Here is a 24,476-nt window from a genome sequence, read left to right as displayed (position 1 = left end):
CTGGGCAAACCCATTCAGCCCAGGTCGCGCCCTTGTCCCGCAGCCACATCGCGATTGAGTGCCGTCGATCGAAACTTAGCCATCTGACGAAGACGCTCGGTTTTGGCTTTGTATTCAGCATGTTCGTCCCTCGCCTTGCGCACTGCTTCCGCTGTCTCGAAAAGCTCAAGCATCTGGAAGTGCTTGACCGTGCGGCTCTCGTTGTTCCACCACCCGCGAAGGCGGCGCTCTGTCCATTGGTTTTCGGGATCGTCGCGATGCGGAAACCGCGAGCGCAATTCCCGGCAGGCGGCGCGGAACATGTCGCCGATGTGGCGCCTCGATCCGATCTCCGCGATCAAGAAATTTGCCGTTGCTACGTCGTCCATCTTGCTACTCAGACCCTGTTTTAGCTTTCCCGAATCTACGGGTGACTTTCCCGACATTTGCCTTTGCTCCTGCTCTAGGTTCGCTCTTGTTCAGGGAGCTACAGATGAGCAGGATCGATATTGAGAACGGTGAGGCCGATACCCTGGCAGGTAATCCTGCCTCACCGTTTGGTCCGCCTTCTGGGCCAACCGTAATTCCGTTTCGCAGAGCCCCGCCGCACCGGTCTGGCTCTGCTGCTGGTGGCGATCCGCCGTCGCCACCAGCCCCATCCATCGGGTCGCTAGCTCAAGCCATTGTGTTGCGCACGGCGAACAAGCGATTCCGGTTGAGAGTTCTCCGGGCCTTCGGGGAGGAGTTCGAAGACCCGGAGAATTGACGGTGCCAGGGGCAGCGCCGTCAGGAGGCGTATCGCGCCACTCGAGCCACGAGAAAGGCGAGCGGAAGCGAAATGAGAATGAGGGCGATGATGGCGATGACGACTGTCATGGCTTGACCTCGCGATAGTCCTTCTCCGCAGCGATCAGGCTGCAGGCAGCGTTGACGCCAAGGGCGCAATCGACGCGGTACCAGCCGCTCTGCTGCCAGAAGAGGAAGAACATGAAAAATATCGCCCAGACTAAAGCGTGGTCGATCTCAACCTTGATGCTCTTCTCTTCAGTCATTGCGTCCTCCCCGGCCTTGTCACCATCGCCCGGTCATGACCGGTGCGATGTTCAATGCTGTTCTGAGCGATGCGGTCTTCGCCTGTTGAAGGTCTGGTCATGCTGCCTCCTCAGATACTGGTGCCTTGGGGCTATGCTTCCTCTTGATGACGATCTCGTACTGCTCGTCTCCGCCACCGAAGCTCCATTCCATGCCCTCGCCAGGTTCTGGAACCTTGCCGTCGAAGCAGTAGGAAACGAGCGCTTTCAAAAACTCGTCCATGGCATCGCGCGTCTCGAGAGCCACTTCTGGATCTTTGCCAAAGCGAGCGAGGACGATGCGGTTGCTCAATGGAGCGTGCCGAATTCCGGTCTTTTCGATGCTCATGCCGCCACCTCGCCCGCCTTCGCGGCCTTCCCGCAGGAATAACAATGGTTGTAACCAAACCCGGCACAGTTCTCAGGTCTCAAGCAGTTCGGTCTGAGTTTGGCCGGCGGGTTACAGACGAGGCCGCCGGCCTGGTTGAGGATGTTGCCCTGCTGTTGCCCGGGCGCGCGCTCTACGCCGCTGTCTACATCACGACCTCCCGTGTTGGCGCCGACGTCTCCGCCGAGGCTTTGGACTTCGTTGCGATCCTCATTCGGATCGATCTCGGAAATGGTTGCCGGGATTCCACCGGCGCCAGCATGGGTCACGCTACCGTCTTCCGTTTCCGGGACTGCCTTACGGGCGTTTTCCGCTGCCAGGGAATGGACGGCTCGGCCGCCACGCATCTCCTCGCGGTCCATCTCGGGATTAGTTGCGGTCTCTCCCGCCGTCACGCTCTTATCGACGACGTTCTCGGCTGCAACTCTTGCGGCCTTGCTGCTGTAGCCGCCGGTTTCCTCCGCACTGGTCGGCGCTGCAGCAACCGGAAAGCCGCCCACCGTCTCGGAAGCCGTTTCCGGCTGAATGCGAAGCGGGGCGGCGGAGCCAACCCCACTGCCGACTGCCGTATTGGTCGCAGCCGGTGTTTCTTCAAACAGATCGTGCTGAGCCAGCATGCCAAGGGCGTGGAGATACGTGTCCAGCACGGCCTCCTCTTCCAGACGCTTCTGCTCATCCTTCTTCCGAAGCGAAATGACACGCTTCATGATGACGGTGTCGAAGCCCATGCCCTTGGCCTCGCCATAGACATCCTTGATGTCGTCGGCGATCGTCTTCTTTTCTTCTTCCAAACGCTCGATGCGCTCAATGAAGGCGCGGAGCTGGTCGCGGGCTACTCCGTGTGCGTCGGTCATGCTGCTGTCTCCGAAATACCGAAAACATCTGGCCGCAACTCATGCCGAGAGATGCCGGTGATGCGCTCAACGTCGAGAACTCGCTCGGCCGGAACCTTCTTCCACTGGGACACAGCCTGGGAGGTCACGCCACCCAATGCTTTTGCAAGGGCGGCTGGGCCACCGGCTTCCTGTTTGGCTTTTTCGCAGACGTTTTCCATACGCCCATTGAAAGCATATCTTTCACAAATTCGCAAGCACTTCTTTCGGCGAAAGGGCGCCTTTCTTCGGGCATATTGGCAGAATGAATCGGAAGCCTAAGATCGACGCCGCGCGAGGAGAGCGTGTTCGCCACGTTCGCGAAGATATATTGAAGCTCGACAGCCAAGAGCGGCTCTCGGAAATGCTTGAGCTCACGAGGGGAGCGGTAGGGAACTGGGAACTCGGCAAGGGAGCCAAGACGGAAAATCTCGCCAAACTTGCCGACTTCGCTGGGGTTCAGTTGAACTGGCTAGCCTTTGGGAAAGGGCCAAAGATTCTTTCAGATGCAACGCAGAACGAAGATAGCAGCCCAATCGAGATCCCTATCCATTCTTCGCCGCAACGCGTATTCTTGGCACCGAATGCAACCGTACAAGGCGAGATACCTCGCAGCCCGGTGAAGATTCCGTTGTACGGCTCTGCCGTTGGCGGGGAGGACGGGCAGTTCGTACTGAACGGCAATGCGCTCGACTACGTGTTTGCGCCCCCCAGCTTGAGTGGCATACAGAAGGCTTATGCCGTCCAGATATCTGGAGATAGCATGTCTCCTAGATACGATGATGGGGACAGCGTCAGCGTCAATCCGGATCGTCGAGTGAGGACGGGCGACTACGTCATCGCCCAAATACATCTTGAGGAACACAGCCCGCCGCTTGCCTATGTAAAAAAGCTGAAAAGGTGGACTGAAAAGGAGTTGATCCTAGAGCAGTTCAACCCGCCAAAGGAGCTCAAATTTGATGGCGCTCAAGTAGCGAGTGTCCACTACGTTCTCAGGCCTGGGGAATAGATCCCTTCGCACCCTCTCCACTCTCTAAAGGCGGTGGGGTTTTGGTCGGGGTAAGCCAAGGCCACTCGATGAAAAGGCCGCGCGCTTCATCTTCGCCATGCACCGTCCAACCACATTTACGGCATGACTTCGTAGGCGCTTTCACTGCGGAATTTGAGCAGTCGAACCAATCGTGATCGCACTGCGGATGCATGGGAGTTGGTATTGGCATCGGTTGCCAATAAACTGGATCCGAGATACCTGCCCGAAGCGCACCGCCACCTTGTTCACGCCATGTCATGCCGTCCCAATCGAGATATCCCTCGAACACATAGGGTGCGTGAGGCTGATGCTTCCACCTGCATTGCAGAATTACGCTCTGGTTTCTTGGGCAGGTGCCTATGTCCTGCCAACCCACAACTTTCACTAATGACATTCCATCAAGGATGCGTTTTGCATCCTCATATGAAATGTCTACGTCGTAGCGTGACGGGTCTACCGGCTCACCGTCAAGGGCATCAGCTGCCATGCTTTCCTCGACGGACTGAATAGCGTCTTTGAGTAAGTCGAAGCCCGTCGAAAGTTCTGCAGGCGATGCCAGCTTGGCGATGATATTTCGGAGGCTGGTGTCTGCCGCTTGCGCTGAGCCTTGTTTGTCGTCGTGTCCGCGCCGTTGCCAGCCCTGCTGGTAAGCAGCATTCCAGAATGCGTCGAGCGCTGTTTCAAGCTCGTCGCTGCCATTCTTCCAGTGGGAAAGGCGATAACCTGGGGTCACAATCGAAATCTCTGCGGTTGCTGACGATGCCTCGTAGGCATTCAGCGCCGCGACGATGTAGTCGCCGTCATCTTCATCGCCGGTCGATACGGCGATCGCCCTGACCACGCCATCCTTGGCGATGCCGACCGACACGGTGGATGAAGATTGCGAATTTTCGACGTACCAAGGATCTTGGCCTGATGTTTTCCAGGTCATGGCTGGCCCTCCGACGTTGCCGCACGCGCTGGATCAACCGCTCTACTGATGTGCGCGATTAGGTCGTTATCTTCGCCCTCAATATCGACCTCATAATTTTGGATGATGTCGAGGAGTTGCTGGCAATAGCCTTGCAGCGTGAGCGGATCGGCCTCCAGGGTTCCACCCACCGAAAACTCAGCTGGCAAAGTGTACACGGCAGATCGGGCTTCAAGAACGGCATCAATCACGCTTGCTATGGTGCCGTTCCAATCTATCAACCCAACTACCGTCCCCGCCGGTACCAAATTAGGAAGAGATGGTGGGGTCTTTTCACTTTTAATCATCAATGCGCTCCTGCTTTGAAAGAACTCCTTACAGCTTCTCACTTTCCGTAATTGAAAGCAATCCTTTCTTTATCGCTTGCACTAATGTGAAAGATATGCTTTCATAAGCTCATCAACGAAACGCCACCGGCGACGAGGATGAGGACGGAAATGACCTGCACCTACCATTTCGAAGAACTGAAAATCCCCGGCCTCGGCGAAGGCATGCTCCTTTACGGCAAGGCCGAACTGGTCGCCAATGACGAGCGCTATCCGGATGAGTTCCGCGTCGAGGATATCAAGGTCGGCGACAAGTGGCTTCCGCACTCGCCCCGTGGCGGCGGCGGAACGTTCGAGCAGATGCTCTACGCTGCGATCGAGAAGGTTCTCTACGACGAGAAGACGGTCCACGGTCGCCAAGCTGCCCTTGAGTGGGGTGACTTCGTCGAGGGCAGCACCCCTGTCGTTCCTATGTTCAAGCGCCGCGCCGGTCTGGCCGCTCTTGTGGGAGCGTACTGATGGGAAAGGTCAACACCCAGCTGCCGTTCCTCTGCGGGAAGTGCAAGAACTTCTTCGCATCGGAGAAGGCGGTTCGAGATCACGCCACTGCGGCTCACAAGGGCCAGCGCATCGTCTTCTACCGGCAGTTCAGCCATGTCGACCTGCGCGAGGATAGCGAGCCGTCTATGGCCGATCGCCAGATCAACGCGATGCTGGCCGTATCGATGGGCGAGCGAACCGATGATGAATGGTTGCTGCCATGAGCCGCGACCTCGAAGCCGCCCAGTCCTTCGTCGATCGCGCCAAGGCCATCAACGCCGAGATGGAGGCCGCCCGCCAGCAGATGATCGGCGGCCTAAGCAAGGCCATCGAGCTGATCCTCATCGCCGCCATCGCGGGCGTCCTCACCATCATCTCAATCGCGCCGACCGAGCAGAAGCTCAAGGCGGCCGCGCTCATCAACCAGGAGCAACTTACATGGCAGAAGTGAACGTTTGGGCTTGGTGGCAGAACGCCCTCGCCGGCAATATCGGCCCGATCCATGACGGCGATCCGCAGCAGGGCTATTATCGCACCCGCTTCAAGGACAAGCCGTGGGAGCCGGTCGCTATCTGGTTCGAGGACGGCAAGTGGCACGCCATGCGCGGCGACCGCCAGGTCGACGCATCCGACATCTGGACTTTCGCATGTCGCTATCCGGTGACGTATGAAGCGTATGTCAAGGCAATCGAAGGCGGCGGCTGGGACGATGACGCTCCGGTGATCAATCTCCCGCCGAAGACACATAATCAGTCTTCCGACCCCTTCGAGGCGTTGACCGAAGAGTTCGCCGGCGAAAAGGAACTGGCGGCCGCCTTCCTCAAAACCAAGATCACGACGCAGGAACAGGCAGACAAGGCCGCCGTGTGGTCGAAACGTATTGCGGCGATCGCCAAAAAGGCCACCGACCTCCACAAAGTTGAGAAGCAGCCGTCGCTCGATGATAGCCGTCGCATCGACGACAAGTGGCGCGATCTCAAAGAGGGGCCGGCAGACCTCAGCAAGAAGCTCAAGCGCCACATGGACGAGTTCCTGCAGGAGCAGCAGCGCATTGAGAACGAGCGCCGTCGCAAGGCCCAGGAAGAAGCGGACCGCAAGCGTCGGGAGGCTGAGGAAGCCGCTCGCGTTGCCTCGCAAGCCGAAGACGCCGACGTGAAGGCTGAGGCCGAGCGCCTCGCCAAGGTGGCGGAAGAGGCAGAGCGCGAGACGCAGGCCAAGAACGCCGCAGCCGGCCGCACTGGCGCCCGTGTCGCCCTTCGCACCTTCGTATCGGCGCGGGTCACCGACTACCAAGCCGCCGCGACCGCTCTCGTCCTCCTGAAGCATCCCGATCTGCTGGCCGTTATCGACCAGCTCGCCAACCGCGCGATCAAGGCCGGCCAGTCTCTGCCTGGCGTCGAGCGCATCGAAGAACAGAGGGCAGCATAATGACCGGCACCGATCTTCTCTACGTCGCCGCCATCAAGTTCAAATGGCAGAAGGACGAAAAGACCTATGACTATTTCATCCCGGCAGATCTGACGGTCAAGATCGGCGACAAGGTCGTTGTCGAGACCACACGCGGCGAAACCACCGTTGAGGTCATGAACATCAAGGCCGGCTCCGACAAGGCCCAGAAGAGCATCCTGCGCGTCGTCGAGCCGGAAGTCGCCAATGGAGAGCAGGCATGAACGCCCCTCTTCCTGCACTCACCGGCGGCGGCAATGTCCTCGCCATCGTGCCTCAGACCTTCGAGGAAACGCTGCGCATCGCAAGAGCGGTTTGCGCGTCCGGCCTCGCTCCGTCGGCGCTTATCGGCAAGCTTGAAGGCGACGATGCCGCCGCAGCGGTCGCCGTCGCCATCATGTCGGGCGCTGAGCTGGGCTTGAAGCCCATGGTCAGCCTTCGGAGCTTCACCGTCATCAACGGCAAACCGGCGCTTTACGGCGACGGCCTGATCAACGTCGTTCGCATGTCCGGCAAGGTCGCGTATCTCCGCACCGGTTGCGAAGACCGCAATGGCAAGATGGTCGGATTTTGCGAGGCCAAGCGTCTCGATACCGGTGAGGACAAGCGGGTCGAGTTCTCGCAAGCCGACGCCGAGCGCGCTGGCCTGTGGCAGACCAAGGCCGTGGTCACTAAGTGGAACAAGTGGGACAAGAAGAACGAAGAAAAGCCGAACGACAGCCCATGGTATCGGTTTCCCCAGCGCATGCTCGCCTGGCGCGCCGCCGGCTATTGCCTTCGTGAACTCTTCGGCGACGTGCTCGGCGGTATCCGCGACGAGTACGAAGCCCGCGAGATCGCCGACGCCGAGGAGATGCGCAACATCACTCCCGAGCCGTCCGGCGAAAGCAAGCCGACCCCGCCTAAGCCTCCGAAGCCACCCGCTCCCCCGTCGGCAGTCAAGACCATTGACGCCGAGCCGGTGAAGGACGTCGACGAGGAAGCGACTGCCGAGTTCGACCTCGGCGCCTATCTCGACGAGATCGAGACGGCACTCGCCAGCGCAAAGGATGAAGCCAGTGTCGAGGAGATCTGGAATGACTTCGACGCTCCGGCCACGCTTGAGAGTGAAGGCCACGCCGACATGATCGATGCGGCCCGCGCGATCCGGACACGCCGCCTCGCGATGCTGTCTTCTCTGAATGCCGGGTGACCTCATGATCAAGAAGGCACCCGAACATCCCCCGTTCTATCTCGTTCGTGATGGCGATCGCCTGATCGGCGAGATGGAAATGGATCGCGAGATGATCCGAGAATTTCCGGCCGGTCAGCGCATCCAAGTTGATCTCCGAACCGGTCGCGTCCCCAGCCGCCTCCGCTTCTACTTCAAGTTTTTGCGTGAGGTAGTGAAGGCTACCGAATGCGCGCCTCATCCGAAGGCGCTGCATCAGATAGTGAAGATCAAGACCGGTTACACCGACAAGGTCAAGATTGGTGACCTCATCGTAGAGGTCCCGTCGTCGATCGCCTTCGAAAGTATGGATGAGCCGACATTCGAGGGATTTCTCAACAACGCAATCCGCTTCATCGCATCTGAATTCGGCGTGACGCCGGAAGAGGTGATGCCGAAGCGCGAGGAACATCGGAGATCGGCATGACGGAAGCCACCGAAACATTCGAAGCCACAGAAAAGGCTCGCATCCGCATCCCGACCATGGCGAAGATCATCGACGACTTCGCTTTCGATCAGGCGGGAGAGTTCATTACTGCCGGCCAGTCCACTCGCGAGGCTACCTCGATCGTAGCCAACATGCTGATCCGCTCCGCCTGGACGATCGCATCGATAGCCGTGATTGAAGCAGGTGGCGTTCCTGACAAGGACAAGTTCCGCGCTGCTGTCGAATCTCAGCTCAATTCCATCAACTTCAAGATTGTAGAGAAAGAGGGAGGCGCGGCATGAGCCTTATATCAAAACAAACCGCCATGGACATAGCCCTCGCCTATCGCGAGGTCGAGAATGCCGAAAACCTGCTTGCGGAGATCACCGACGAGTTCAATCGGCGAGCCACCCCTGACATTCGCGATGCATTCGGTCGCCTGCAGGATGGCCTTCAGCTCGGCGTTCCGAGCGGAAGCAACAGCCACCGCCTGTTCAATGTGCCGTGGTCGATCTGCAAGCCAGTCATCGAGCTCCACATTCAGGAGCAGCGGAGCAAGATCGCCATCCTGACCGAGCGGGCGAAAGACGAGATGGCTAGCCGCCAGAATGAAGGCGGTGAAGCATGACCTGCTCCTGCATCGAAACGGTCAACGAACAATTGAGCAAGCACAACACGCGGCTCACACAGGCCATGATGTTCCACAAGGCGGCTCACCCCGGCCTTATGCTTGAAACCGAACAGGTGGAAACCGGTCGCGGCAAGCCGAAGGCCGTTTCCATGTTCCTCACCTATTGCCCGTTCTGCGGGGAGAAGTATGGGGAGCAGGCGGCATGAGTGAAACTCTCTATGTCTTGATTAAGCGCGACCTCTTCGAATGCCCTAAGCATCTTGGTTATACTGGCATCAAGGAGCTTGCCGGCGCTTGGCCATTGTCCCTCGTCGAATCCCAGACCGTTCCCGTCAAAGACAAATACGAGCCGAAATACAAGGACAGCTACGCCCTGCCATTCGATCTGGCTCCGGCGTTCACCAGAGCTTGCTTTCATGATTTGGCGATAGCTCACCTTCAGAAGAAGGTAGCTGCCTTCGAAGAGGCAGTCACCCCAAGTGGCAACACGAAGTACGCCTATCACGGCGAGTTCAAATTCAATCAGATAGGGGTCGATGAGGACGGCGAGGAGCGCAGCTACCCAGTCTATGTCCCGTGGACAACGGTCAAAGAAATCATGGCTGCGATATCTGTGCGCGCCAAGACCTCCATAGGTGCCGCATGAGAACCGCCTCCGAATATCTACAGAAGCGGCCCCATGCCCGCCCCTCGACGATAGCCCACCGGGAAAAGGTAGCGGCCACCGTTGAGCAGCTTCAACGCGAGATAGCCGCCAAGGGAATGGCCTCCCGCCCGAGGAGCGAGACCACCGTGCGGAAGATGATGCGGGGGATTGCGGCTTTGATGGGGAGGACGCGCGGATGAGCCGAACCGTTGATGAATGGATCGGCCAAACCGACGACACGCGAGCCCCACCGCGCGTAAGAGCCCGCATCTTCGACCGTGACAATAGCTGCCATCTTTGCGGTCAGCCTATCCAGATCGGCCAGAAATGGGATCTGGATCACGTCAAGGCGCTGATCAACGGCGGAGAGAACCGGGAAAGCAACCTTCGCCCGTCGCACCGCAAATGCCATGTGGAAAAGACGGCCAAGGACGTGGCTGAGAAGGCCAAGGTGGCGGCCGTTCGCAAGAAGCACCTCGGCATCACTGCCCCGAAGCAGGCCATCCGCAGCGCCGGCTTCCCCAAGCGGTCTAAGCCCGATCGCCCATCGAAGACAGCTTTGCCACCCGCCCAGCTTTACGCGCCGATACAGGAGACGAGACGATGAGCGAAGCCGTCACCTCTGCGCTGAGGGCCGCACAAAGACCTGTCACAAGCTACCTTTGGACCCCCAGCGACTCGATCACATTCACCCCTGCCGTTCTGAGCCAAATCTTCGGTGACGGACGATCCCTGTTCTCTATCACGACGATCAATGATCGGCCCGCGTATTGGATCATCCGTGGATGCAGTACATGGATGATATCGGGAGATTATCGCGCTCCAGCCGATGCGCCCGACTTTGCCGATTTCACCGATGATATCCTCACGGCGATCGAAGAAGAGTACGGAACCTCAGACTATTATGAACTGAACGCGCAGCATCGCTGGATAGACAGCGAGACGAAAAAGTTCGTCCCCGCCTCATGGGCAGAATTTCCCGTCATAAACACCCACGATGGATGCTCTTGGGGACGTCTCGATTGGCCCTCTCTCGATGGGATCGAGCTTGAGGCTCACCCGTTCGCAAATCGTGGCAATGTTCTCAAAGCCACCTCCCCACCAGAAAGGCAAGTGATATGAGCGAGTCCACCAATACTCTGCGCGAAGTTCTGTCTTCTGTCCGGAATTCCGTGAAAAACGCTCGAGGTGCTATCGAAAGCAACCAGGTCGTAGACAAGGACGTCCATGGAACACTGACGCGGGTCATTACCACTATTGATGCTGCGCTCACCTCTCCACCGCCCCATCATATTTCGGTGGGCGGATACGAACGCCAAGAGGCAGTCTGCACGGACGCAGCAATGTCGCAATGGGGCCGGTCAAAGAGCCGACCTGACCTCGACGAGGAGGCGCGCGTTCGTGGCGCTATCGAGGCCTACAAGCGTCAGGCCTTTGCCTTTGCTCATCTTCTGCCAGCACCCGCTGAGCATGTGGTGGGTATGGACGAAGAGGACCGAACGCCGGCTCCTGAAGGATACGATGCCGCCCAGTGGCGGAAAGCTGATGAAGTGCATCATGCGACGGCTTTGGTCGCCAATGATCCCGAATGCGTCAAAATCATCTACGCCGCGCTCGCGTCGGCGGTGCGGGACGGCGTTGGGGAAGCGCTGCAAATCGCCGGAGATCAGGCTCGACTGATGGCCGATCTGGCCATTGAAGGCTTGCCGGAGAACGCCCGACAGCGTGAGGCGATGGAAGCGGCTCTCACCCGGTTTTCCACGAGCCTTGCACATACGCTCGCCGCCCTCAGTGCTTCGGAGGTGGATGGATGAGCGAGATCGAAGAGTTGGCTGAAATCAACGCTGCTCTCAATGCCATCAACGCTACATGCCTCGAACTTCAATACGATGATCGCGGTCGCTTTGGCGCTGAGACAATTGAGCCACTGCGGAATGTGGCAAGACTGATCAACAAGCTTGTGTCCCAACGGCAGAACTTACTGACGGTTCTGGAAATTGCTCAGGCCTTCGCAAAAAGCGTGGTCCAACATGGAGCGGAAGATGGTGACGAAAGTGCGCTCCAGCTTCAAGCACTTGCCCGCAGTGCAATTTCGAGCGCCACGCAGGCCCCACCGCCCGCAGAGACCGGAGGCGTGGAATGAACAAGCCCGTCCTCGACGCCTGCTGTGGAAGTCGCATGTTCTGGTTCAATCCGGCCGACGAACGCGCCATCTTCGGCGACATCCGCCAAGAAGAGCACATGCTGACCGATGCCAGCAGTTCGGGCGGCTCCCGTCGCCTCATCATCGATCCCGATCAACAGATGGATTTCCGCGCGTTGCCATTCCCGGCCGGCACGTTCCACCTTGTCGTTTTCGATCCGCCGCACCTTGTGCAGAACGGCAAGACAGGATGGCTTGCGAAGAAATACGGCAAGCTTGGCGAGGACTGGCGCAACGATATCCGCGCTGGCTTTGCCGAATGCTTCCGCGTCCTCAAGCCCAACGGAACGCTGATCTTCAAGTGGAACGAGCACGAGGTGAAGGTGGCCGAATTACTGAAATTGACCGATCAGCAGCCACTTTTCGGCAATCGCTGCGGCAAGACAGCAAAGTCTCACTGGATCGTGTTCATGAAGCCAGACACCCCACCGCCCCTACAGAGGTCGGCGGGCGCCGAGCCTGTGGACGATGGCAGTGGAAAGCGGGGATAACATGGGAACAGAGTTTACCCCCATCTCCATCGATGACCTGATTTCGCACGATCAGGTGCTTGAGCAGTACCCTTTCCTCAGCGCCCAGATCTTGAATCGGTGGCTTCGCGAGAGGTCCATTCGGTGCTTTAAGGGAAAAGACGGCAAGACGGTCTATCCGAAGTCGGATCTATCTGGCGCTTTGAACAGGGAAATGGCATGCGAAGAGACAGAGGACCAAAAGGCCTTTGGCAGTACAAGGACCAGTGGATCGGTGTCGAAGCCGGTCGATCCGGGTTCTATCGCTACTGGTACGATGACGGAAGCGGACGCGTTAAGCGAAAAGCTCTGGCTGCAGTCGATCTCGAAGCAGCGAAGGAAGAACTCGTCGACATCCTCGGTGCCCCAGCCCCGTCTAGCCGAGACCCGCGAGAGGTCTATCTCTTCGCCGTCCTGAAGCATTACCAAGACCACTACGCAGAGCCCAAGGGCTACAAACAGATGGCGGCTGTACGACGGGCTTCCGAACTCGTCTACACCGCCTTCCAGTCGTTTATGGGAGCGCCAAGGGTCTCGGACCTCACCAGGCTCAATCAACGCCGCGTCTGGGCTCATATGGCCGCTGAGAATGGACTGTCGGCAAAATCCATCATGACATACATGATCGCCGTCCGCGCTGCCGTGCATTACGCCTCAGTGCCACAGCTCATTACGATTGCCGGCGAGCAGGTAGAGACCCAGCTTCTAGACGCCCCTGTCACCGTCTTCTGCAATCAGGCAGAGATTGCCGAGCACATCGGCGGCGAGATGTCGAAGCCGCGGGAGTACATTCCCTCCTTTGCCGAACTAGGCAAGTGGATTGATGCGATCGAGGAAGAGGCCGACTTCCGGTTCGTGATGATCATGCTGAACACCTGCGCCAGAAATGAAGCCATCTTTGACTTGAGGCTATCGAAGCAGCGAAACGCCGAGTTCGGGACACTCGACCTGAATCCTGTCGGCAGAAGGCAGACGAAGAAGCGCCGGCCGGTCATTCGCGTGACAACGAACCTGGCCGCTTGGTTCGACCACTGGAAGGACGACAAGCCAGTTGGCCAGTACCAGGACACCGTAGAGAAGCGCCTGAACAAGCTCGGCAAGCCGACGCTGGATGATAAGGGGGAAGTGACCGATATCGGTCTCGGCATGCCGGAGATGACATGCTACACGCTGCGGCACTTCATGGCGACCAACATGCGCCGTGCGTCTTTCCCTGTATCAAGGGAGCAGCGTTCGAAGTGGCTAGGCCACAAGGTCAGTGAGGGATCGACCACCACCGACTGGTATGAAAAGTTTGACCCGGATTATCTCGAGGAGCCAATGCGCGCTACCGAGGAAATCATCGCCAAACTGCAGAAGTTCACCAAGCGTAATCTCTTCGCCCCGACCACCCAGGCAGACGGCAAGGTCAGGGTTATTGACGGCGGGAAACTGTGAGAGCACTGTGGGAGAAGTTCTGGATTGTTCTCCGGGTGTTCTCAAATGTTCCACGGGAGAATTCCAGAGTTTCTGGGATGTTTTCCGCCAAGAGTGCGGTTTGGGACCAGAGGGTCGGGAGTTCGAATCTCTCCACTCCGACCATCATCATCACGCTGAAATAGCTGGTAAATTTCCCTGAAAATTTGACCGATCGATGTAGCAAGGCAAATGCCTTGCGAGAGCTGCGACGCGCGTCGCTACCGGCTTTGCGGCAACCCGCCGAAAGAACCGTCGGCCTTGCCCGCGAGATGGACGAACACGTAGTCCCGGTGATGCGGGAGCTCCAGCGCTTGCGCGACATTCATGATCCCCAGCGGAATCCACCGTCCATCCCTTTGAATTGATACTTCGACCAGCGGCTTGCATTCGTTCGTCATCTCTCTTCCCCCTTATCTCTCCCCGCCGAAATCCTCACCCAAGCCGCTGAGCGCCACGGATAGGAACGGCGGTAGCGTGAACTGCCAGTAGAGACGTTCCCAAAGCGACGCATCCGGATCTGCATCGAGCAGAGCCTCCAGCGGCATCGAGGGAAATGCCCGTGTCTGCCCGGATACCGGCTGGCCTGCCGCGCTGTCGCAAAATGCCTGGCTGCTCATCGCGCATCCCTTTCGTTCCATAAGAGGAGCCTAGGACGTCGCCGGCGATCTCGAAATCCTATTGGGGTTTAGCTGCAACCATACCAAGGTATGTGGCATTTCAGCTCCGATGAGCTCTGCCAGCACGAATCAGAAAACCATCCCCGACAGGCAAGGCCAGGGATGGTTGGCGTCGGGTAATCGCTTCAGCTTACGCGCCGCGGCGTGTGCTCTCGAACAAGAACCAGGCGCGGCGCTCGCCCTCGTCGATCCAGTTTTCCAAAAGGCTCGTCGTCGCGACGTCGTTATGCTCGGATGTCAGTTCGTGCAGCTGGCGCATCAGGCTCACGAGCTGCTTGTTGTCGTCGCGCAGCTCGGCAAGCATGTCCTCCGGCGTCACGTAATCCGCATCGTTGTCGAGCAGCCGTTGCAGGCGCCCGATATGGCCGATGGAGCGCAGCGTCGTGCCGCCGATCTTGCGGGCGCGCTCGGCGATGTCGTCTGTCATGGCGAAGATCTGCTCGCCCTGCTCGTCCAGCATCAGGTGATAATCGCGAAAGTGCGGGCCGGACATGTGCCAGTGAAAATTCTTCGTCTTCAGATAAAGCACGAACACGTCGGCAAGCAGCGCCGTCAGCGCCGCCGCGATATCGGTCGTGGCATTCGAGGAGAGATCCGTCGGGGTGGCGAGCGCTGCACGCTGGATCTTGGATGCGGGTTGATATGTCATGGTCGGATTCTCCTGATGATGGTGTGGTGAACGGAGTGGGATCAGCGGATGGTCTGCGCTACCAATAAGACCGGCAGGCGTGTCTCTCCGGGATCGGCGGTGATCGCGATCCGCTTCGGCCGCTCCGCGTCGGGCTGCGCCGACGGGGTGGGTCCGGGTAGTTTGGCTGATAGGGGCTTCTTGAACGACGACATGGGATCGGCTCCAGTCCGGTGAATGTGGCTGGAGCTTAGGCGGCCTTGTTTGGCCGGCCTATTCTATGGTCGTCTAATCTGACCACACCTAAGTATAGTTATGGAGCGGATGGGAAGGGAGTAGCTTCATCTCATGCCTCACGTCCCCTCCGTGAGGCGGTAGCGCCGCACGCTACCTGTCTTCGATGCCGCCCCCGCATCGAAGACGCGGATCGCTCCCCCGGATCCGCCAGAGACCGCCCCCTACCCCCGGGGCGGTCTTTCCTTTTTGGGACGAGTTTAGAAGATCACCCGGTGCGGATGCGTGAAGATCTCGAAATCCTCTCCGCGCGCAACGGCGATCATGGTAATCCCGGCCTCCTCGGCCGTCCGTATCGCATAGGCCGTCGGCGCCGAGATGGCGATGAGAATGGGACTGCCGAGGAACCCGGCTTTCTGGATCATCTCGATCGAAAGCCGGCTGGTCACGACAACCGCGCCGCTGCCGCCGGAAACGCCCGAGGCGACGACCGCGCCGCAGAGCTTGTCCAGCGCGTTGTGCCGGCCGACATCCTCGCGCACCGCCACAAGCCCGCTCCCCGGCACGAAAAACCCGGCGCCATGCACTGCGCGGGTCTTGTGGTTGAGCTGCTGGTGATCGCCAAGGCTCGCCACCGCGCGCGCGATATCATCAGGCGTGATCGTCAGATCGGACGACAACATCGGCCGAACCGTGCGCACGGCCTGCTCCAGCGATTCGATGCCGCAGAGCCCGCAACCGACCGGCCCCATCATGTGCCGCCGTCGCGCGCGCAGCTTCTCCTCGACATCGTCGACAAGCGCGATCTGCAAGTCGATGCCAACCTCGTCCTGAACGATCTCGATCGCCTCGATCTGCGAGACAGTATCGATCAGCCCCTCGGTGAGGCTGAAGCCAACGGCGAAATCGATGAGATCGGCAGGCGTCGCCATCATCACCGCATGCGAGCTGCCGCCATAGGAAAAGGCGATCGCCACTTCCTCGGGAACGCTGCGCGTCGCAGGCGCGGCAACCCCGCCCCGAAAGGCGATCGTGTGCACCGCTTCATGGCTCGCTCGGCTGTCGACGAAACTGATATTCACTCTGCTATTCCCTGAACAACGCGGCATAGCCGGAAAGTCGACCGTTGAAGACGCACTATAGGCCAGGACCGGGCGGCATGTCCTCGTCAAAGAACATGCGCCTCTGATCCACACCACTGCCAATCCAGCCGCACATACCGTCAATCACTTGAAACAGAAGGCAAAATCACCTTTTGCGTAAACGACACCTATGTATAGGTTAGAATGACGGTCGCGATCGCTATCATGCGCGCCAAGGTAGATGGGGATCTTATCATGAGCGCGGAACGAGCCGGTGTGCTGTTCAACCAACGTGGCGGCACGGGCCATCGCGTCACAGTCGCGCTGATATCAGCCTTCCTGATGGCGATCGTCTTTGTGATCGATACCTTCACCGAGATCGAAGGCGCGATTGCCGTTCTCTATGTCATGGCTCTTCTGCTCGGCTCGGAAATCCTCACCCGCACGGGATTGCTGCTGACGTCGATCGTCTGCATCTTCCTGACGGTCCTCTCCTACTTCCTGACCCACGGTCCCGATCCCGACCTGCAGACCTTCATCCGTCTCGCGGTCGCGCTGGCAGCGCTCGCCATCACCATGGCGCTCCTGTTGCGAAACGATGCCTTCCGCGCCGAGCTGATCGAAAGAAACGCCGAAATCCGCGAAAGCGAAGCCCGCTACCGCTCGATTTTCGACGGCGCCCGCGTCGCGCTCTGGGAGCGGGATTATTCGCGGCTGCACGCTTACCTGTTGGAGCTGAAGGCCGCCGGCGTTACCGATCTGGAAGACCACGCACGCCGGCACCCCGAGATCATCGACCACTGCATCGGCCTGCTGCGCACGGTCGCGGCCAACGAAGCGGCCCGAGAGCTCGTCGGCACATCCGCCGACAGCGGTTCGCGAGAATCGATGGCCGATTTCATCGCCTCCGGCGATAAGACCTTCCTGCATCTGATGAATGCGATGTTCACGGGCCAGGCCTATTTCGAAGGAAAAGGCAGGATCACCACCGACAGCGGCGAAATCAGGCAGGTACTTTTGAGCATCAGCTTCCCCGAGGACACCGCCGCCTTCAACCGCGTGGTCGTCGGCATGGTCGACATCACCCAGCGCGAAATGACGGAAGCAGCACTGATCGAGGCCCGCGCCGAATTCGCCAAGGCGTCGAAGGCGGCCACCATCGGCGCCCTCTCCGCCTCGCTCGCGCATGAACTGAACCAGCCGCTCGGCGCCATCGCCGTCAACGCGCAGACGCTGCTTCGATGGCTGGATCGCGACCCGCCAGATCTCTCGGCGATCCGCCGCTCCGCCGAACGCATCATCCGCGACGGCCAGCGCGCCAGCGACATCATCCACAACACCCGCAACCTCCTCACCCAGCAGGAGAGCAAAGCCGAGTGGATCGACCTTTCGACGCTGATCGATGAAACCCGCTCACTGGTCGAGCACGACCTGAAACGCGATGGCATCGCGGTGACCGTTCGCCCGGGCGAAGGCGTGCCGCAGGTGAAAAGCGTGCGGGTGGAGATCCAGCAGGTGATGATCAACCTCATGACCAACGCCATCCAGGCGATCAACGGCGCCAAGTGCCCTGTTCGCGAGATCATCGTCGAAATCGAGCCGGCCGATGGCATGGTCGGCGTGTCGGTCAGGGATAGCGGCCCGGGCATCAGCCCAGAGGGGATGGAGAAGCTCTTCACGCCCTTCTACACCACCAAGGCGCAGGGGCTCGGAATGGGCCTGTCGATCTGCCGCAGCACGCTGGAAAGCCGCGGCGGCAAGCTCGATGGCTTCAATCATCCCGATGGCGGCGCCGTGTTCAAGATGACCTTGCCGATCGAGGATCCTCATCTGTAAACGCCCGCAGCCGGTTGTGCGTCCCGCTCAACGCGCGGCGGACGTGAACAACCTAAACCCTTGTATGATACCGTTTCGCGGTATCGGCGCGCATATTAGAGGAACCAAGCAAGCATCCGAGTCCGAAATATCAACGTACCGGAATACCCATAGGTCCCTCTCTTGCCCCACATTTCAACCATCGCAATCGTCGACGACGACCAAGCCATCCGGGAGGCGCTCGACGATCTTGTCCTGTCCTGCGGCTACCAAAGCCTGCTGTTCGCCAATGCCGAGGAGTTCCTGGCCTACGAGGATCGCGCCTCGATCGACTGCATGCTTCTCGACGTCTCCATGCCCGGCCTGAGCGGCATCGAGCTGCAGGCTGAACTGAACAAGGCGCCACCGAGACCGCCGATCATCTTCATGACCTCCTATCGCGACGACCGGACCCGGTCGGCGGCGCTCGATGGCGGCGCCTTCGCGGTTCTCGGCAAGCCTGTCGATATCAAGCACCTCCTCGCCTGTCTCGAATCGGCGCTTCAACCCGAGACCTGACAGAGGCAGCCACCTTCGCGCGCGGCCTGAAACGCAAAACGCCAGGTCTCTCGACCTGGCGCTGTAAGGGCGTGGCTCTCGTTCAAGCCGCGGAAGACTGCCGCTTCGGCAGCTTCCAGCCTGGACGCACGAAGTGGCATGTATAGCCATTCGGGATTCGTTCCAGATAGTCCTGATGCTCCGGCTCCGCCTCCCAGAAATCGCTGACTGGCGCGAGTTCGGTCACCACCTTGCCCGGCCACAGGCCGGATGCGTCGACATCGGCGATCGTGTCTTCAGCAACGCGCTTCTGCTCATCATTGGCGTAGTAGATGGCCGAACGGTAGCTGGGGCCGAGATCGTTGCCCTGGCGATTGGGCGTTGAGGGATCGTGGATCTGGAAGAAGAATTCCAGAATGTCGCGATAGCTGGTTTTCGCGGGATCGAAGAGGATCTCGATCGCCTCGGCGTGGTTGCCGTGATTGCGATAGGTCGCATTGGCGACCTCGCCGCCGGTGTAACCCACGCGCGTCGTCTCGACACCTGGCATGCGCCTGATCAGATCCTGCATCCCCCAGAAACAACCGCCTGCAAGCACTGCGCGTTCGATAGTCATCGAATATCTCCATTCCCTGAGGTTCGTTACGGAATTCATCGGGCGGCAGTCCCGGATGTCTCCACCCATCCTGCCTGAGCCACCTGCAAAGGCAACTCGCCGCGTGCCCTACAGATAGGGATTCGACGTCATCTTTGCCAGTCCAACATGATCGGCGCGCTCATATCAGCAGCGAGACAATCAGCGACCGCTGATCAAAGACCGTGTCCAACCAATTGATTTTACTTTGACGGCTCCAGCCTCTAGGGAAGCATCATTGGCTGCGTGGCGCACGCTCGATAACCAAACGTGATGTGCATCACGTAACGGGAACCGCAGGCGCGCCACATCCCTCATATCCAACAAGCAATTTTGAAACACGAGATCAAAATGACCGACGAACCAATTGTAAGAGACAGCAACGGCGCCGAGCTTAACGACGGCGATTCCGTCACCCTCATCAAGGACCTGAAGGTCAAGGGCACATCGGAGACCATCAAGCGCGGAACGCTGGTGAAGAACATTCGGCTCAACGGAAACCCCGGTGAAGTGGAATGCAACACCAAGCAGGTCAAGGGCCTCGTACTGAAGACGGAGTTCCTCAAAAAGGCGTAGGCAGCAGAGATATGTGTGCCGGATTGCGACGTTTGATGCAGATCAATGTGGCGACGGCGCGCCGCGCTATTGTCTGTTCATGAGCTTCCTGCACGTCGCTCATAACCGTACAACTTGGCTCGTCCTGGCGATACCGCGGGACGAGCCTTTTTTATGTAAGCAAGAAGGAAACGGTAGCCGCTCTCGGCTACTTGTACTTCGTGATCGTCGGGCTGGTGACGCGGTCGCCCGCCTTGAGGCCGAGCTTGGCTGCAGCACCCGCGTTGAGCTCGATCACGTACTTCACCGGGCTCACCGAATCGATGATGTCGCGGGAATAGGGCACCGCATTCTGCTTGACGCCGCGAACGATGCCCGCCCGATCGACAAACAGCATGTCGAGCGGCAGAACGGTATTCTCCATCCACATCTGCACCCGCTTCGACGTACCGAAATCGAAAATCATGCCCGCGTCGGCGGCCATGTCCTGACGGTACATCAGCCCGCGCTGGCGCTGCTCGTTGGTATCGGCGATCTCGACGGTAAAGTTGTATTTCTGTCCTGCCGTCGTCTCGATGACCAGCGGCTCCTTGTCGAATTTGACGACGGACTGGGCGAATGCCGGCAGCGCCAGCATGAAAAAAAGCGCCAAGAAGGCGCTTCTGATCCGGTGCGAAACCATGTTCATCAGTGCGCCCGGCTCACGGGCGTCGGCGCATCCGGATGGATTTCGGCTGCCATCAGGCCCTTGTCGCCATCGCCGAAGCGAACGAGCACAACCTGGCCGGGACGAAGCTCGGTAAGTCCGAAGCGACGCAGCGTCTCCATATGCACGAAAATATCCTCGGTTCCCTCGCCGCGCGTCAGGAAGCCGAAGCCCTTGGTGCGGTTGAACCACTTGACCAGCGCGCGCTCCAGACCGCTCGTCGCCGTGACCTGCACATGGGTGCGCACCGGCGGCAGCTGCGACGGATGAACCGCCGTGGACTGGTCCATGGAGAGAATCTTGAAGGCCTGATATCCACGGTCACGACGCTGGATGAGAGCGACGATGCGCGTGCCTTCGAGGATGGTCTGGTAACCGTCGCGGCGCAGGCACGTCACGTGCAGAAGCACATCCTGCATGCCATTGTCGGGAACGATGAAACCGAAGCCTTTCGCGACGTCGAACCACTTCACGACACCGGTGATTTCGATGAGGTCAACCGCATCGCCCGCGAGTTGTTCGAGGTCAGTGAATTCCGTCGATGAAATCCTGTCAGCCATTTCGCCAGCCCCTCAATACGCGTCACACTGTTACGGTTAACTGATTCTTGAGATCAAGATTAACATGTTGGTAACGGATTAGCGCAAGCCCTACTTTTCGTTTATTCGCAGCCGCCAATCTTACCCCCTAGTCTTGCCTGAACCTGACGTTCCGCCACATAAGGGGCACGCCAGCATTTAGAGAGGAAACAGAATGCGTTATCTCCACACCATGGTCCGCGTGAAGGATCTGGATGCATCGCTCCATTTCTACGCGACCCTCTTCGGGCTCGAAGAAACCCGCCGCATCGACAACGAGAAGGGCCGCTTCACTCTCGTGTTCCTCGCAGCCCCCGGCGACAAGGCCGACGCCACCGCCAAGGGCGCCCCATGCCTGGAACTGACCTATAACTGGGACCCCGAGGATTACACCGGCGGACGCAACTTCGGCCACCTCGCCTATGAGGTCGACGACATCTACGCGACCTGCCAGAAGCTGATGGACAACGGCATCACCATCAACCGCCCGCCGCGCGACGGACACATGGCTTTCGTGCGCTCGCCTGACGGCATCTCGATCGAGATTCTGCAGAAGGGCGGCAGCCTCGAAGCGGCCGAACCATGGGCATCGATGGGCAACACCGGCGCCTGGTAAGCCGAGGCTTTTGCGAGGCTTGCGGCTTTTTCGATTTCCGGCCACTGCGTCCGGATCGTCCTTGCCGCACAACTTTGCTGCGGGCACTCTCCGGATGACTCGAGGGGAAACGTGCGTTTTGCACACCCCTCGCCTTCATTTTGGAGAATGCTCGCTTGCTCGCTGTTGAAAAGCGCACGCCTATCAAGGCGGCACTTCTGATCGCCGCCTCCGCTTTTGCGTTGCCGGGCTGCGTGTCCGACAAGCCCGCCGTCGATGCGCTCGCATCCGCTGCCGCCGAACCAGCGCCCGCTCAAGGTCAGCAGATGGCCGCAAACGCTGCCCCGACAGCCGCGACCGCCCAACAGGCCGGCTACCGCGATCCGAGAATGACGAATGTCTCCGGGATGACCAATACTCCCGGCGCGCAAGCCGGCAATCTGGCACAAGCGCCCGGCCAGCCGGCATCGGCAGCACCGGAAGCCATGGCTCCCGCCAATATCGGCGGCCTTGCCATGCAATCGACCGGCATCAACGCTCAGGCGATGAGCATCTTCTCGGTCAAGCCGAAGGTCCAGAACAACCCGACCTCGACCACATTGCAGCCCTCGACCGGCGTCGGCGCAACGCGCTCCAGCGTCTATTCGAGCCAGCTCCCGGTCGAGGAAGCGCCGCAGCAGCAGACACTGCAGCCGCAGCAATCGTCGCAGAACACCAGCACCAGGGTCGATCCGGTGCAGACCGCCTCGCTGGCGACAGCATATCTTCCCGGCCAGAGCATGAACGCGCTCTACGCCGCGCCGAAGCAGAACCTCCTCACCAGCCTCTCCGGCCTCATCAAGAAGGCGTCGCTCCCCGGCATGACCCGCGTCGCGCCGAACGGATTGCATCTGCAGAACGACAAGGTCGAGGTCGGCTGTTTTAAGCCGAACCTTCTGAAGGTGATCAAGACGGTCGAGACCCATTTCGGCAAGCCCGTGATCGTCACATCGGGCTACCGCGATCCCGAACATAACCGCATGGTCGGCGGCGCCGAGGAATCGATGCACATGAGCTGCGACGCGGCCGACATCCAGATCGACGGCGTCTCCAAATGGGATATCGCGAGCTATATCAGGTCGCTCCCCGACCGCGGTGGCGTCGGCACCTACTGCCACACCGATTCCATCCATCTCGACACCGGCCGCAACCGCGACTGGAACTGGGGCTGCGGCGGCAGACAGCCATCAGCCACCGTGGCCCGCGCGCTCTGATATCAAGCTCATCCCACTCACCGCCGTCCGCTGTCTCCCCGACAACGGACGGCGTTCGCGTTTAGGCGTTTGATTTCAAGGCAATACGCGCGTTTTTCCACACGCCGGCATTTCTTGTCATTTTTTTGCAAAAAATCACTTCTTGCCGCTTGCGAGAATCCAAGTGCCTGATTATAAGGGCGCCACCACGAAGGAAGCGCCCTTCGTCTATCGGTTAGGACACCAGATTTTCATTCTGGGAAGAGGGGTTCGACTCCCCTAGGGCGTGCCACTTCTCTTTGTTTTCCAAGCATTATCAATACGATATAGTCCGAGAGCGTTTCTTGCTCGTCCGTGTGTAGCTCGTCTCTGTAAGAGTTACGCAGTCGTGCAGGTGTTGGAACGCGAGACACTACGTTATCTCGCAAGCCACTTGGAATATGGTCCGACGCCAAACGTTTGATCGGCCACCTCGTCAAGAACCGCGATAAATTCGATGGAATGACCATCCGGGTCTGCAAAATATTGCGATAGCGCTGGCATCCAGCCAATTACTTCAGCTTCGGAAACAGGATCACCACGAAAGCCTAGCGGTTGCACGCCCCTGGAAGTCAGAAACGCGGCAGAAGCCAGAACCTCCTCTACCTCCATCCGAAAAGCGAGGTGGAGGCGCATTCGCATCGGTCCGGAACCCGTCTCCCACAAACCAATCATCCCCTTCATCTTGTCTCCGACCCAGAAAAACGCAATGCGCCGATCGTCAAATTTCCGGGCTAGCTCCAGCCCTAAGATGTCACGATAGAAGCTGATGGACCGATCCAGATCGGCAACGGTTAGATGGGTTTCGTAAATGCCATCGATTCTGGGAATGTTGTGATTCATGAGCTGCCTCCGTAAACTCACACGCTAGGAAGATGACAAGTCTCGCGGATGACCGCAATTTCGCGCCGATCAGATGGCGGCCACTGCTGCGATGCGGGTATCACGCATGCTTCCTAATCGCGGGAATGTGGTAGATAACGGAAACATACTTCGGATTCACCCGGCTGCCTTCCACCTTCCCGCCATATGCTTCCGCGATGCGCCTACTCGCGATATTTTTCTCCGCCACTGGATATTCGAAATATCTGATGGCGCGGCGACCAGATATGTGTTCCAGAACGGCACCAATCAGCTCCGTGCCAAGCCGTTGGCCATGAACGTCGTACCGCAGCCAAATCCCCAGTTCAGGGGTATCAGTTGCTAGGGCGTGTACGCCGACGATGCCTAAACATCTCCCATCACCACGGTCGCGGGCGACTAGATACAGCTCCGAAGAATCTTCCATTGAAGATATCCAGGAGGTCCAGACTTCAGCAAAGCGTTGGGCGGATGCTGGAGGTTCCCATGCCATATATCGAGTAATCTCGGGAGAGATGCATTCGAAAACATCCGCTGCGTCATTGGCCTCGAATGGCCGCAGAATTGTGCTAGCCGTAGTCAGCTTGATATCGGCCACCGTTTCTAGTCCCGTAGATTCAGCGAAGCTCGATCTTAGGCGGTTTTGGCTTGTTCGCAA

At 59.0% G+C, this 24,476-nt stretch carries 39 protein-coding genes, 1 tRNA gene and 1 pseudogene; 24 read left to right on the top strand and 17 right to left on the bottom strand.

The genetic code is table 11. The annotated features are described in order from the left end of the window. Positions 1-14: 14 nt before the first annotated feature. The 5 genes and pseudogenes from D460_RS0120195 to D460_RS0120170 all read right to left on the bottom strand — a co-directional run bounded on the left by D460_RS0120195 (position 15) and on the right by D460_RS0120170 (position 2,491). Positions 15-425 (bottom strand): hypothetical protein, encoded by a 411-nt coding sequence (locus D460_RS0120195; protein WP_026283333.1) that lies wholly within the window; start codon positions 423-425, stop codon positions 15-17. Between the two features lie 426 nt (positions 426-851). Next, positions 852-1,031 carry a hypothetical protein gene (locus D460_RS0120185; protein WP_018900393.1) on the bottom strand — a complete coding sequence of 60 codons (180 nt, stop codon included), beginning with the start codon at positions 1,029-1,031 and terminating at the stop codon, positions 852-854. 97 nt (positions 1,032-1,128) lie between these two features. Next, positions 1,129-1,398, bottom strand: coding sequence for a hypothetical protein (locus D460_RS33315; RefSeq protein WP_018900392.1), 270 nt, complete (start codon positions 1,396-1,398; stop codon positions 1,129-1,131). Between the two features lie 650 nt (positions 1,399-2,048). Continuing rightward, positions 2,049-2,291 (bottom strand): annotated as a pseudogene (locus D460_RS34570) (DUF2312 domain-containing protein); the annotation flags it as partial. Then, positions 2,288-2,491 carry a Cro/CI family transcriptional regulator gene (locus D460_RS0120170; RefSeq protein ID WP_018900390.1) on the bottom strand — a complete coding sequence of 68 codons (204 nt, stop codon included), beginning with the start codon at positions 2,489-2,491 and terminating at the stop codon, positions 2,288-2,290. The gene D460_RS0120170 and the pseudogene D460_RS34570, both read right to left, overlap by 4 nt. 149 nt (positions 2,492-2,640) lie before the next feature. Between D460_RS0120170 and D460_RS34565 the strand changes: the two genes are divergently transcribed. Beyond that, entirely contained in the window at positions 2,641-3,318 is a 678-nt protein-coding gene (locus tag D460_RS34565; protein WP_245267772.1) for a helix-turn-helix transcriptional regulator, read from the top strand. Here D460_RS34565 and D460_RS0120160 read toward each other — a convergent pair. Both D460_RS0120160 and D460_RS33305 read right to left on the bottom strand, forming a co-directional pair. Beyond that, positions 3,302-4,270: a hypothetical protein gene (locus D460_RS0120160; RefSeq protein ID WP_018900388.1), complete on the bottom strand. Its 969-nt coding sequence runs from the start codon at positions 4,268-4,270 to the stop codon at positions 3,302-3,304. The two genes, D460_RS34565 and D460_RS0120160, sit on opposite strands and share 17 nt — an antisense overlap. Continuing rightward, positions 4,267-4,596: a hypothetical protein gene (locus D460_RS33305; protein ID WP_018900387.1), complete on the bottom strand. Its 330-nt coding sequence runs from the start codon at positions 4,594-4,596 to the stop codon at positions 4,267-4,269. Before D460_RS33305 ends, D460_RS0120160 begins: the two co-directional genes overlap by 4 nt. Positions 4,597-4,746: 150 nt before the next feature. On the opposite strand from D460_RS33305, the gene D460_RS0120150 reads away from it, so the two are divergent. The 17 genes from D460_RS0120150 (at position 4,747) to D460_RS33285 (ending at position 13,624) form a co-directional block, all read left to right on the top strand. Next, a complete protein-coding gene (locus tag D460_RS0120150; protein ID WP_018900386.1) occupies positions 4,747-5,094 on the top strand; it encodes a hypothetical protein in 348 nt (115 codons plus the stop codon). Continuing rightward, on the top strand, positions 5,094-5,339 hold the full coding sequence (locus tag D460_RS0120145; RefSeq protein WP_018900385.1) for a hypothetical protein: 246 nt from the start codon (positions 5,094-5,096) through the stop codon (positions 5,337-5,339). The genes D460_RS0120150 and D460_RS0120145 overlap by 1 nt, the downstream gene beginning before the upstream one ends. Next, complete coding sequence (locus D460_RS0120140) at positions 5,336-5,566, top strand: hypothetical protein (RefSeq protein WP_018900384.1); 231 nt, start codon at positions 5,336-5,338, stop codon at positions 5,564-5,566. Before D460_RS0120145 ends, D460_RS0120140 begins: the two co-directional genes overlap by 4 nt. Further along, positions 5,554-6,543: a hypothetical protein gene (locus D460_RS0120135; protein WP_018900383.1), complete on the top strand. Its 990-nt coding sequence runs from the start codon at positions 5,554-5,556 to the stop codon at positions 6,541-6,543. Before D460_RS0120140 ends, D460_RS0120135 begins: the two co-directional genes overlap by 13 nt. Next, entirely contained in the window at positions 6,543-6,785 is a 243-nt protein-coding gene (locus D460_RS0120130) for a hypothetical protein (protein ID WP_018900382.1), read from the top strand. The genes D460_RS0120135 and D460_RS0120130 overlap by 1 nt, the downstream gene beginning before the upstream one ends. Next, on the top strand, positions 6,782-7,753 hold the full coding sequence (locus D460_RS0120125; protein WP_018900381.1) for a recombinase RecT: 972 nt from the start codon (positions 6,782-6,784) through the stop codon (positions 7,751-7,753). Before D460_RS0120130 ends, D460_RS0120125 begins: the two co-directional genes overlap by 4 nt. A gap of 4 nt (positions 7,754-7,757) precedes the next feature. Then, positions 7,758-8,198: a hypothetical protein gene (locus tag D460_RS0120120; RefSeq protein WP_155947793.1), complete on the top strand. Its 441-nt coding sequence runs from the start codon at positions 7,758-7,760 to the stop codon at positions 8,196-8,198. Next, the gene (locus D460_RS0120115; protein ID WP_018900379.1) at positions 8,195-8,500 is read left to right on the top strand and encodes a hypothetical protein; all 306 of its coding nucleotides are present in this window, start codon (positions 8,195-8,197) and stop codon (positions 8,498-8,500) included. Before D460_RS0120120 ends, D460_RS0120115 begins: the two co-directional genes overlap by 4 nt. Then, positions 8,497-8,826 carry a hypothetical protein gene (locus D460_RS0120110; RefSeq protein ID WP_155947792.1) on the top strand — a complete coding sequence of 110 codons (330 nt, stop codon included), beginning with the start codon at positions 8,497-8,499 and terminating at the stop codon, positions 8,824-8,826. Before D460_RS0120115 ends, D460_RS0120110 begins: the two co-directional genes overlap by 4 nt. Further along, positions 8,823-9,035 carry a hypothetical protein gene (locus D460_RS0120105; protein WP_018900377.1) on the top strand — a complete coding sequence of 71 codons (213 nt, stop codon included), beginning with the start codon at positions 8,823-8,825 and terminating at the stop codon, positions 9,033-9,035. Before D460_RS0120110 ends, D460_RS0120105 begins: the two co-directional genes overlap by 4 nt. After that, positions 9,032-9,475: a hypothetical protein gene (locus D460_RS0120100; protein WP_018900376.1), complete on the top strand. Its 444-nt coding sequence runs from the start codon at positions 9,032-9,034 to the stop codon at positions 9,473-9,475. Before D460_RS0120105 ends, D460_RS0120100 begins: the two co-directional genes overlap by 4 nt. A 196-nt stretch (positions 9,476-9,671) precedes the next feature. Further along, a complete protein-coding gene (locus D460_RS0120090) occupies positions 9,672-10,082 on the top strand; it encodes an HNH endonuclease signature motif containing protein (protein ID WP_018900374.1) in 411 nt (136 codons plus the stop codon). After that, entirely contained in the window at positions 10,079-10,597 is a 519-nt protein-coding gene (locus D460_RS0120085) for a hypothetical protein (protein WP_018900373.1), read from the top strand. The genes D460_RS0120090 and D460_RS0120085 overlap by 4 nt, the downstream gene beginning before the upstream one ends. Then, entirely contained in the window at positions 10,594-11,289 is a 696-nt protein-coding gene (locus D460_RS33295) for a hypothetical protein (protein ID WP_018900372.1), read from the top strand. The genes D460_RS0120085 and D460_RS33295 overlap by 4 nt, the downstream gene beginning before the upstream one ends. Continuing rightward, complete coding sequence (locus tag D460_RS0120075) at positions 11,286-11,618, top strand: hypothetical protein (RefSeq protein ID WP_018900371.1); 333 nt, start codon at positions 11,286-11,288, stop codon at positions 11,616-11,618. Before D460_RS33295 ends, D460_RS0120075 begins: the two co-directional genes overlap by 4 nt. Further along, positions 11,615-12,169: a class I SAM-dependent methyltransferase gene (locus tag D460_RS0120070; RefSeq protein WP_018900370.1), complete on the top strand. Its 555-nt coding sequence runs from the start codon at positions 11,615-11,617 to the stop codon at positions 12,167-12,169. Before D460_RS0120075 ends, D460_RS0120070 begins: the two co-directional genes overlap by 4 nt. A gap of 198 nt (positions 12,170-12,367) precedes the next feature. Next, entirely contained in the window at positions 12,368-13,624 is a 1,257-nt protein-coding gene (locus tag D460_RS33285) for a hypothetical protein (protein ID WP_018900369.1), read from the top strand. 239 nt (positions 13,625-13,863) lie between these two features. Here the strand turns inward: D460_RS33285 and D460_RS33280 are convergent, their stop codons facing one another. The 5 genes from D460_RS33280 to fdhD all read right to left on the bottom strand — a co-directional run bounded on the left by D460_RS33280 (position 13,864) and on the right by fdhD (position 16,224). Beyond that, positions 13,864-14,043 (bottom strand): hypothetical protein, encoded by a 180-nt coding sequence (locus tag D460_RS33280; protein ID WP_018900368.1) that lies wholly within the window; start codon positions 14,041-14,043, stop codon positions 13,864-13,866. A gap of 12 nt (positions 14,044-14,055) precedes the next feature. Continuing rightward, a complete protein-coding gene (locus D460_RS0120055; protein WP_018900367.1) occupies positions 14,056-14,262 on the bottom strand; it encodes a hypothetical protein in 207 nt (68 codons plus the stop codon). A gap of 190 nt (positions 14,263-14,452) precedes the next feature. Continuing rightward, positions 14,453-14,971 carry a DNA starvation/stationary phase protection protein gene (locus tag D460_RS0120050; RefSeq protein WP_018900366.1) on the bottom strand — a complete coding sequence of 173 codons (519 nt, stop codon included), beginning with the start codon at positions 14,969-14,971 and terminating at the stop codon, positions 14,453-14,455. Positions 14,972-15,012: 41 nt separating this feature from the next. Next, positions 15,013-15,165 carry a hypothetical protein gene (locus D460_RS36025; protein WP_018900365.1) on the bottom strand — a complete coding sequence of 51 codons (153 nt, stop codon included), beginning with the start codon at positions 15,163-15,165 and terminating at the stop codon, positions 15,013-15,015. A 279-nt stretch (positions 15,166-15,444) separates the two neighbouring features. Further along, on the bottom strand, positions 15,445-16,224 hold the full coding sequence (fdhD, locus tag D460_RS0120045; protein WP_026283325.1) for a formate dehydrogenase accessory sulfurtransferase FdhD: 780 nt from the start codon (positions 16,222-16,224) through the stop codon (positions 15,445-15,447). 297 nt (positions 16,225-16,521) lie between these two features. Between fdhD and D460_RS0120040 the strand changes: the two genes are divergently transcribed. Together D460_RS0120040 and D460_RS0120035 are read left to right on the top strand one after the other, a co-directional pair. Next, positions 16,522-18,102, top strand: a complete 1,581-nt coding sequence (locus D460_RS0120040) for an ATP-binding protein (RefSeq protein ID WP_037111717.1) — start codon at positions 16,522-16,524, stop codon at positions 18,100-18,102. Between the two features lie 162 nt (positions 18,103-18,264). Further along, positions 18,265-18,639, top strand: a complete 375-nt coding sequence (locus tag D460_RS0120035; RefSeq protein ID WP_018900362.1) for a response regulator — start codon at positions 18,265-18,267, stop codon at positions 18,637-18,639. An 82-nt stretch (positions 18,640-18,721) separates the two neighbouring features. Here the strand turns inward: D460_RS0120035 and msrA are convergent, their stop codons facing one another. Next, a complete protein-coding gene (gene msrA, locus D460_RS0120030; protein ID WP_018900361.1) occupies positions 18,722-19,234 on the bottom strand; it encodes a peptide-methionine (S)-S-oxide reductase MsrA in 513 nt (170 codons plus the stop codon). A 369-nt stretch (positions 19,235-19,603) separates the two neighbouring features. On the opposite strand from msrA, the gene D460_RS0120025 reads away from it, so the two are divergent. After that, positions 19,604-19,828, top strand: a complete 225-nt coding sequence (locus D460_RS0120025; RefSeq protein ID WP_018900360.1) for an alkylphosphonate utilization protein — start codon at positions 19,604-19,606, stop codon at positions 19,826-19,828. Between the two features lie 187 nt (positions 19,829-20,015). Here D460_RS0120025 and D460_RS0120020 read toward each other — a convergent pair whose 3' ends face one another. Further along, complete coding sequence (locus D460_RS0120020) at positions 20,016-20,495, bottom strand: DUF192 domain-containing protein (RefSeq protein ID WP_018900359.1); 480 nt, start codon at positions 20,493-20,495, stop codon at positions 20,016-20,018. Then, positions 20,495-21,073, bottom strand: a complete 579-nt coding sequence (locus tag D460_RS0120015) for a cold-shock protein (RefSeq protein ID WP_018900358.1) — start codon at positions 21,071-21,073, stop codon at positions 20,495-20,497. The genes D460_RS0120020 and D460_RS0120015 overlap by 1 nt, the downstream gene beginning before the upstream one ends. 193 nt (positions 21,074-21,266) lie before the next feature. Here D460_RS0120015 and D460_RS0120010 point away from each other — a divergent pair, with 193 nt between their 5' ends. The 3 genes from D460_RS0120010 to D460_RS0120000 all read left to right on the top strand — a co-directional run bounded on the left by D460_RS0120010 (position 21,267) and on the right by D460_RS0120000 (position 23,210). Then, positions 21,267-21,707 (top strand): VOC family protein, encoded by a 441-nt coding sequence (locus D460_RS0120010; RefSeq protein ID WP_018900357.1) that lies wholly within the window; start codon positions 21,267-21,269, stop codon positions 21,705-21,707. A 155-nt stretch (positions 21,708-21,862) separates the two neighbouring features. Continuing rightward, positions 21,863-22,939 carry a D-Ala-D-Ala carboxypeptidase family metallohydrolase gene (locus D460_RS0120005; protein ID WP_018900356.1) on the top strand — a complete coding sequence of 359 codons (1,077 nt, stop codon included), beginning with the start codon at positions 21,863-21,865 and terminating at the stop codon, positions 22,937-22,939. A gap of 196 nt (positions 22,940-23,135) precedes the next feature. After that, positions 23,136-23,210, top strand: a tRNA-Glu gene (locus D460_RS0120000). A 125-nt stretch (positions 23,211-23,335) separates the two neighbouring features. Here D460_RS0120000 and D460_RS0119995 read toward each other — a convergent pair. Further along, positions 23,336-23,800, bottom strand: a complete 465-nt coding sequence (locus tag D460_RS0119995; protein WP_018900355.1) for a VOC family protein — start codon at positions 23,798-23,800, stop codon at positions 23,336-23,338. A 100-nt stretch (positions 23,801-23,900) separates the two neighbouring features. Next, positions 23,901-24,416: a GNAT family N-acetyltransferase gene (locus tag D460_RS0119990; protein WP_026283323.1), complete on the bottom strand. Its 516-nt coding sequence runs from the start codon at positions 24,414-24,416 to the stop codon at positions 23,901-23,903. Positions 24,417-24,476 lie beyond the last annotated feature (60 nt).

Origin of the sequence: Rhizobium sp. 2MFCol3.1, assembly GCF_000377565.1 — a bacterium.
Taxonomy (GTDB): Bacteria; Pseudomonadota; Alphaproteobacteria; order Rhizobiales; family Rhizobiaceae; genus Rhizobium.
The sequence above is the reverse complement of the archived record's forward strand: the minus strand, read 5'-3'. Positions and strand labels throughout refer to the sequence as shown.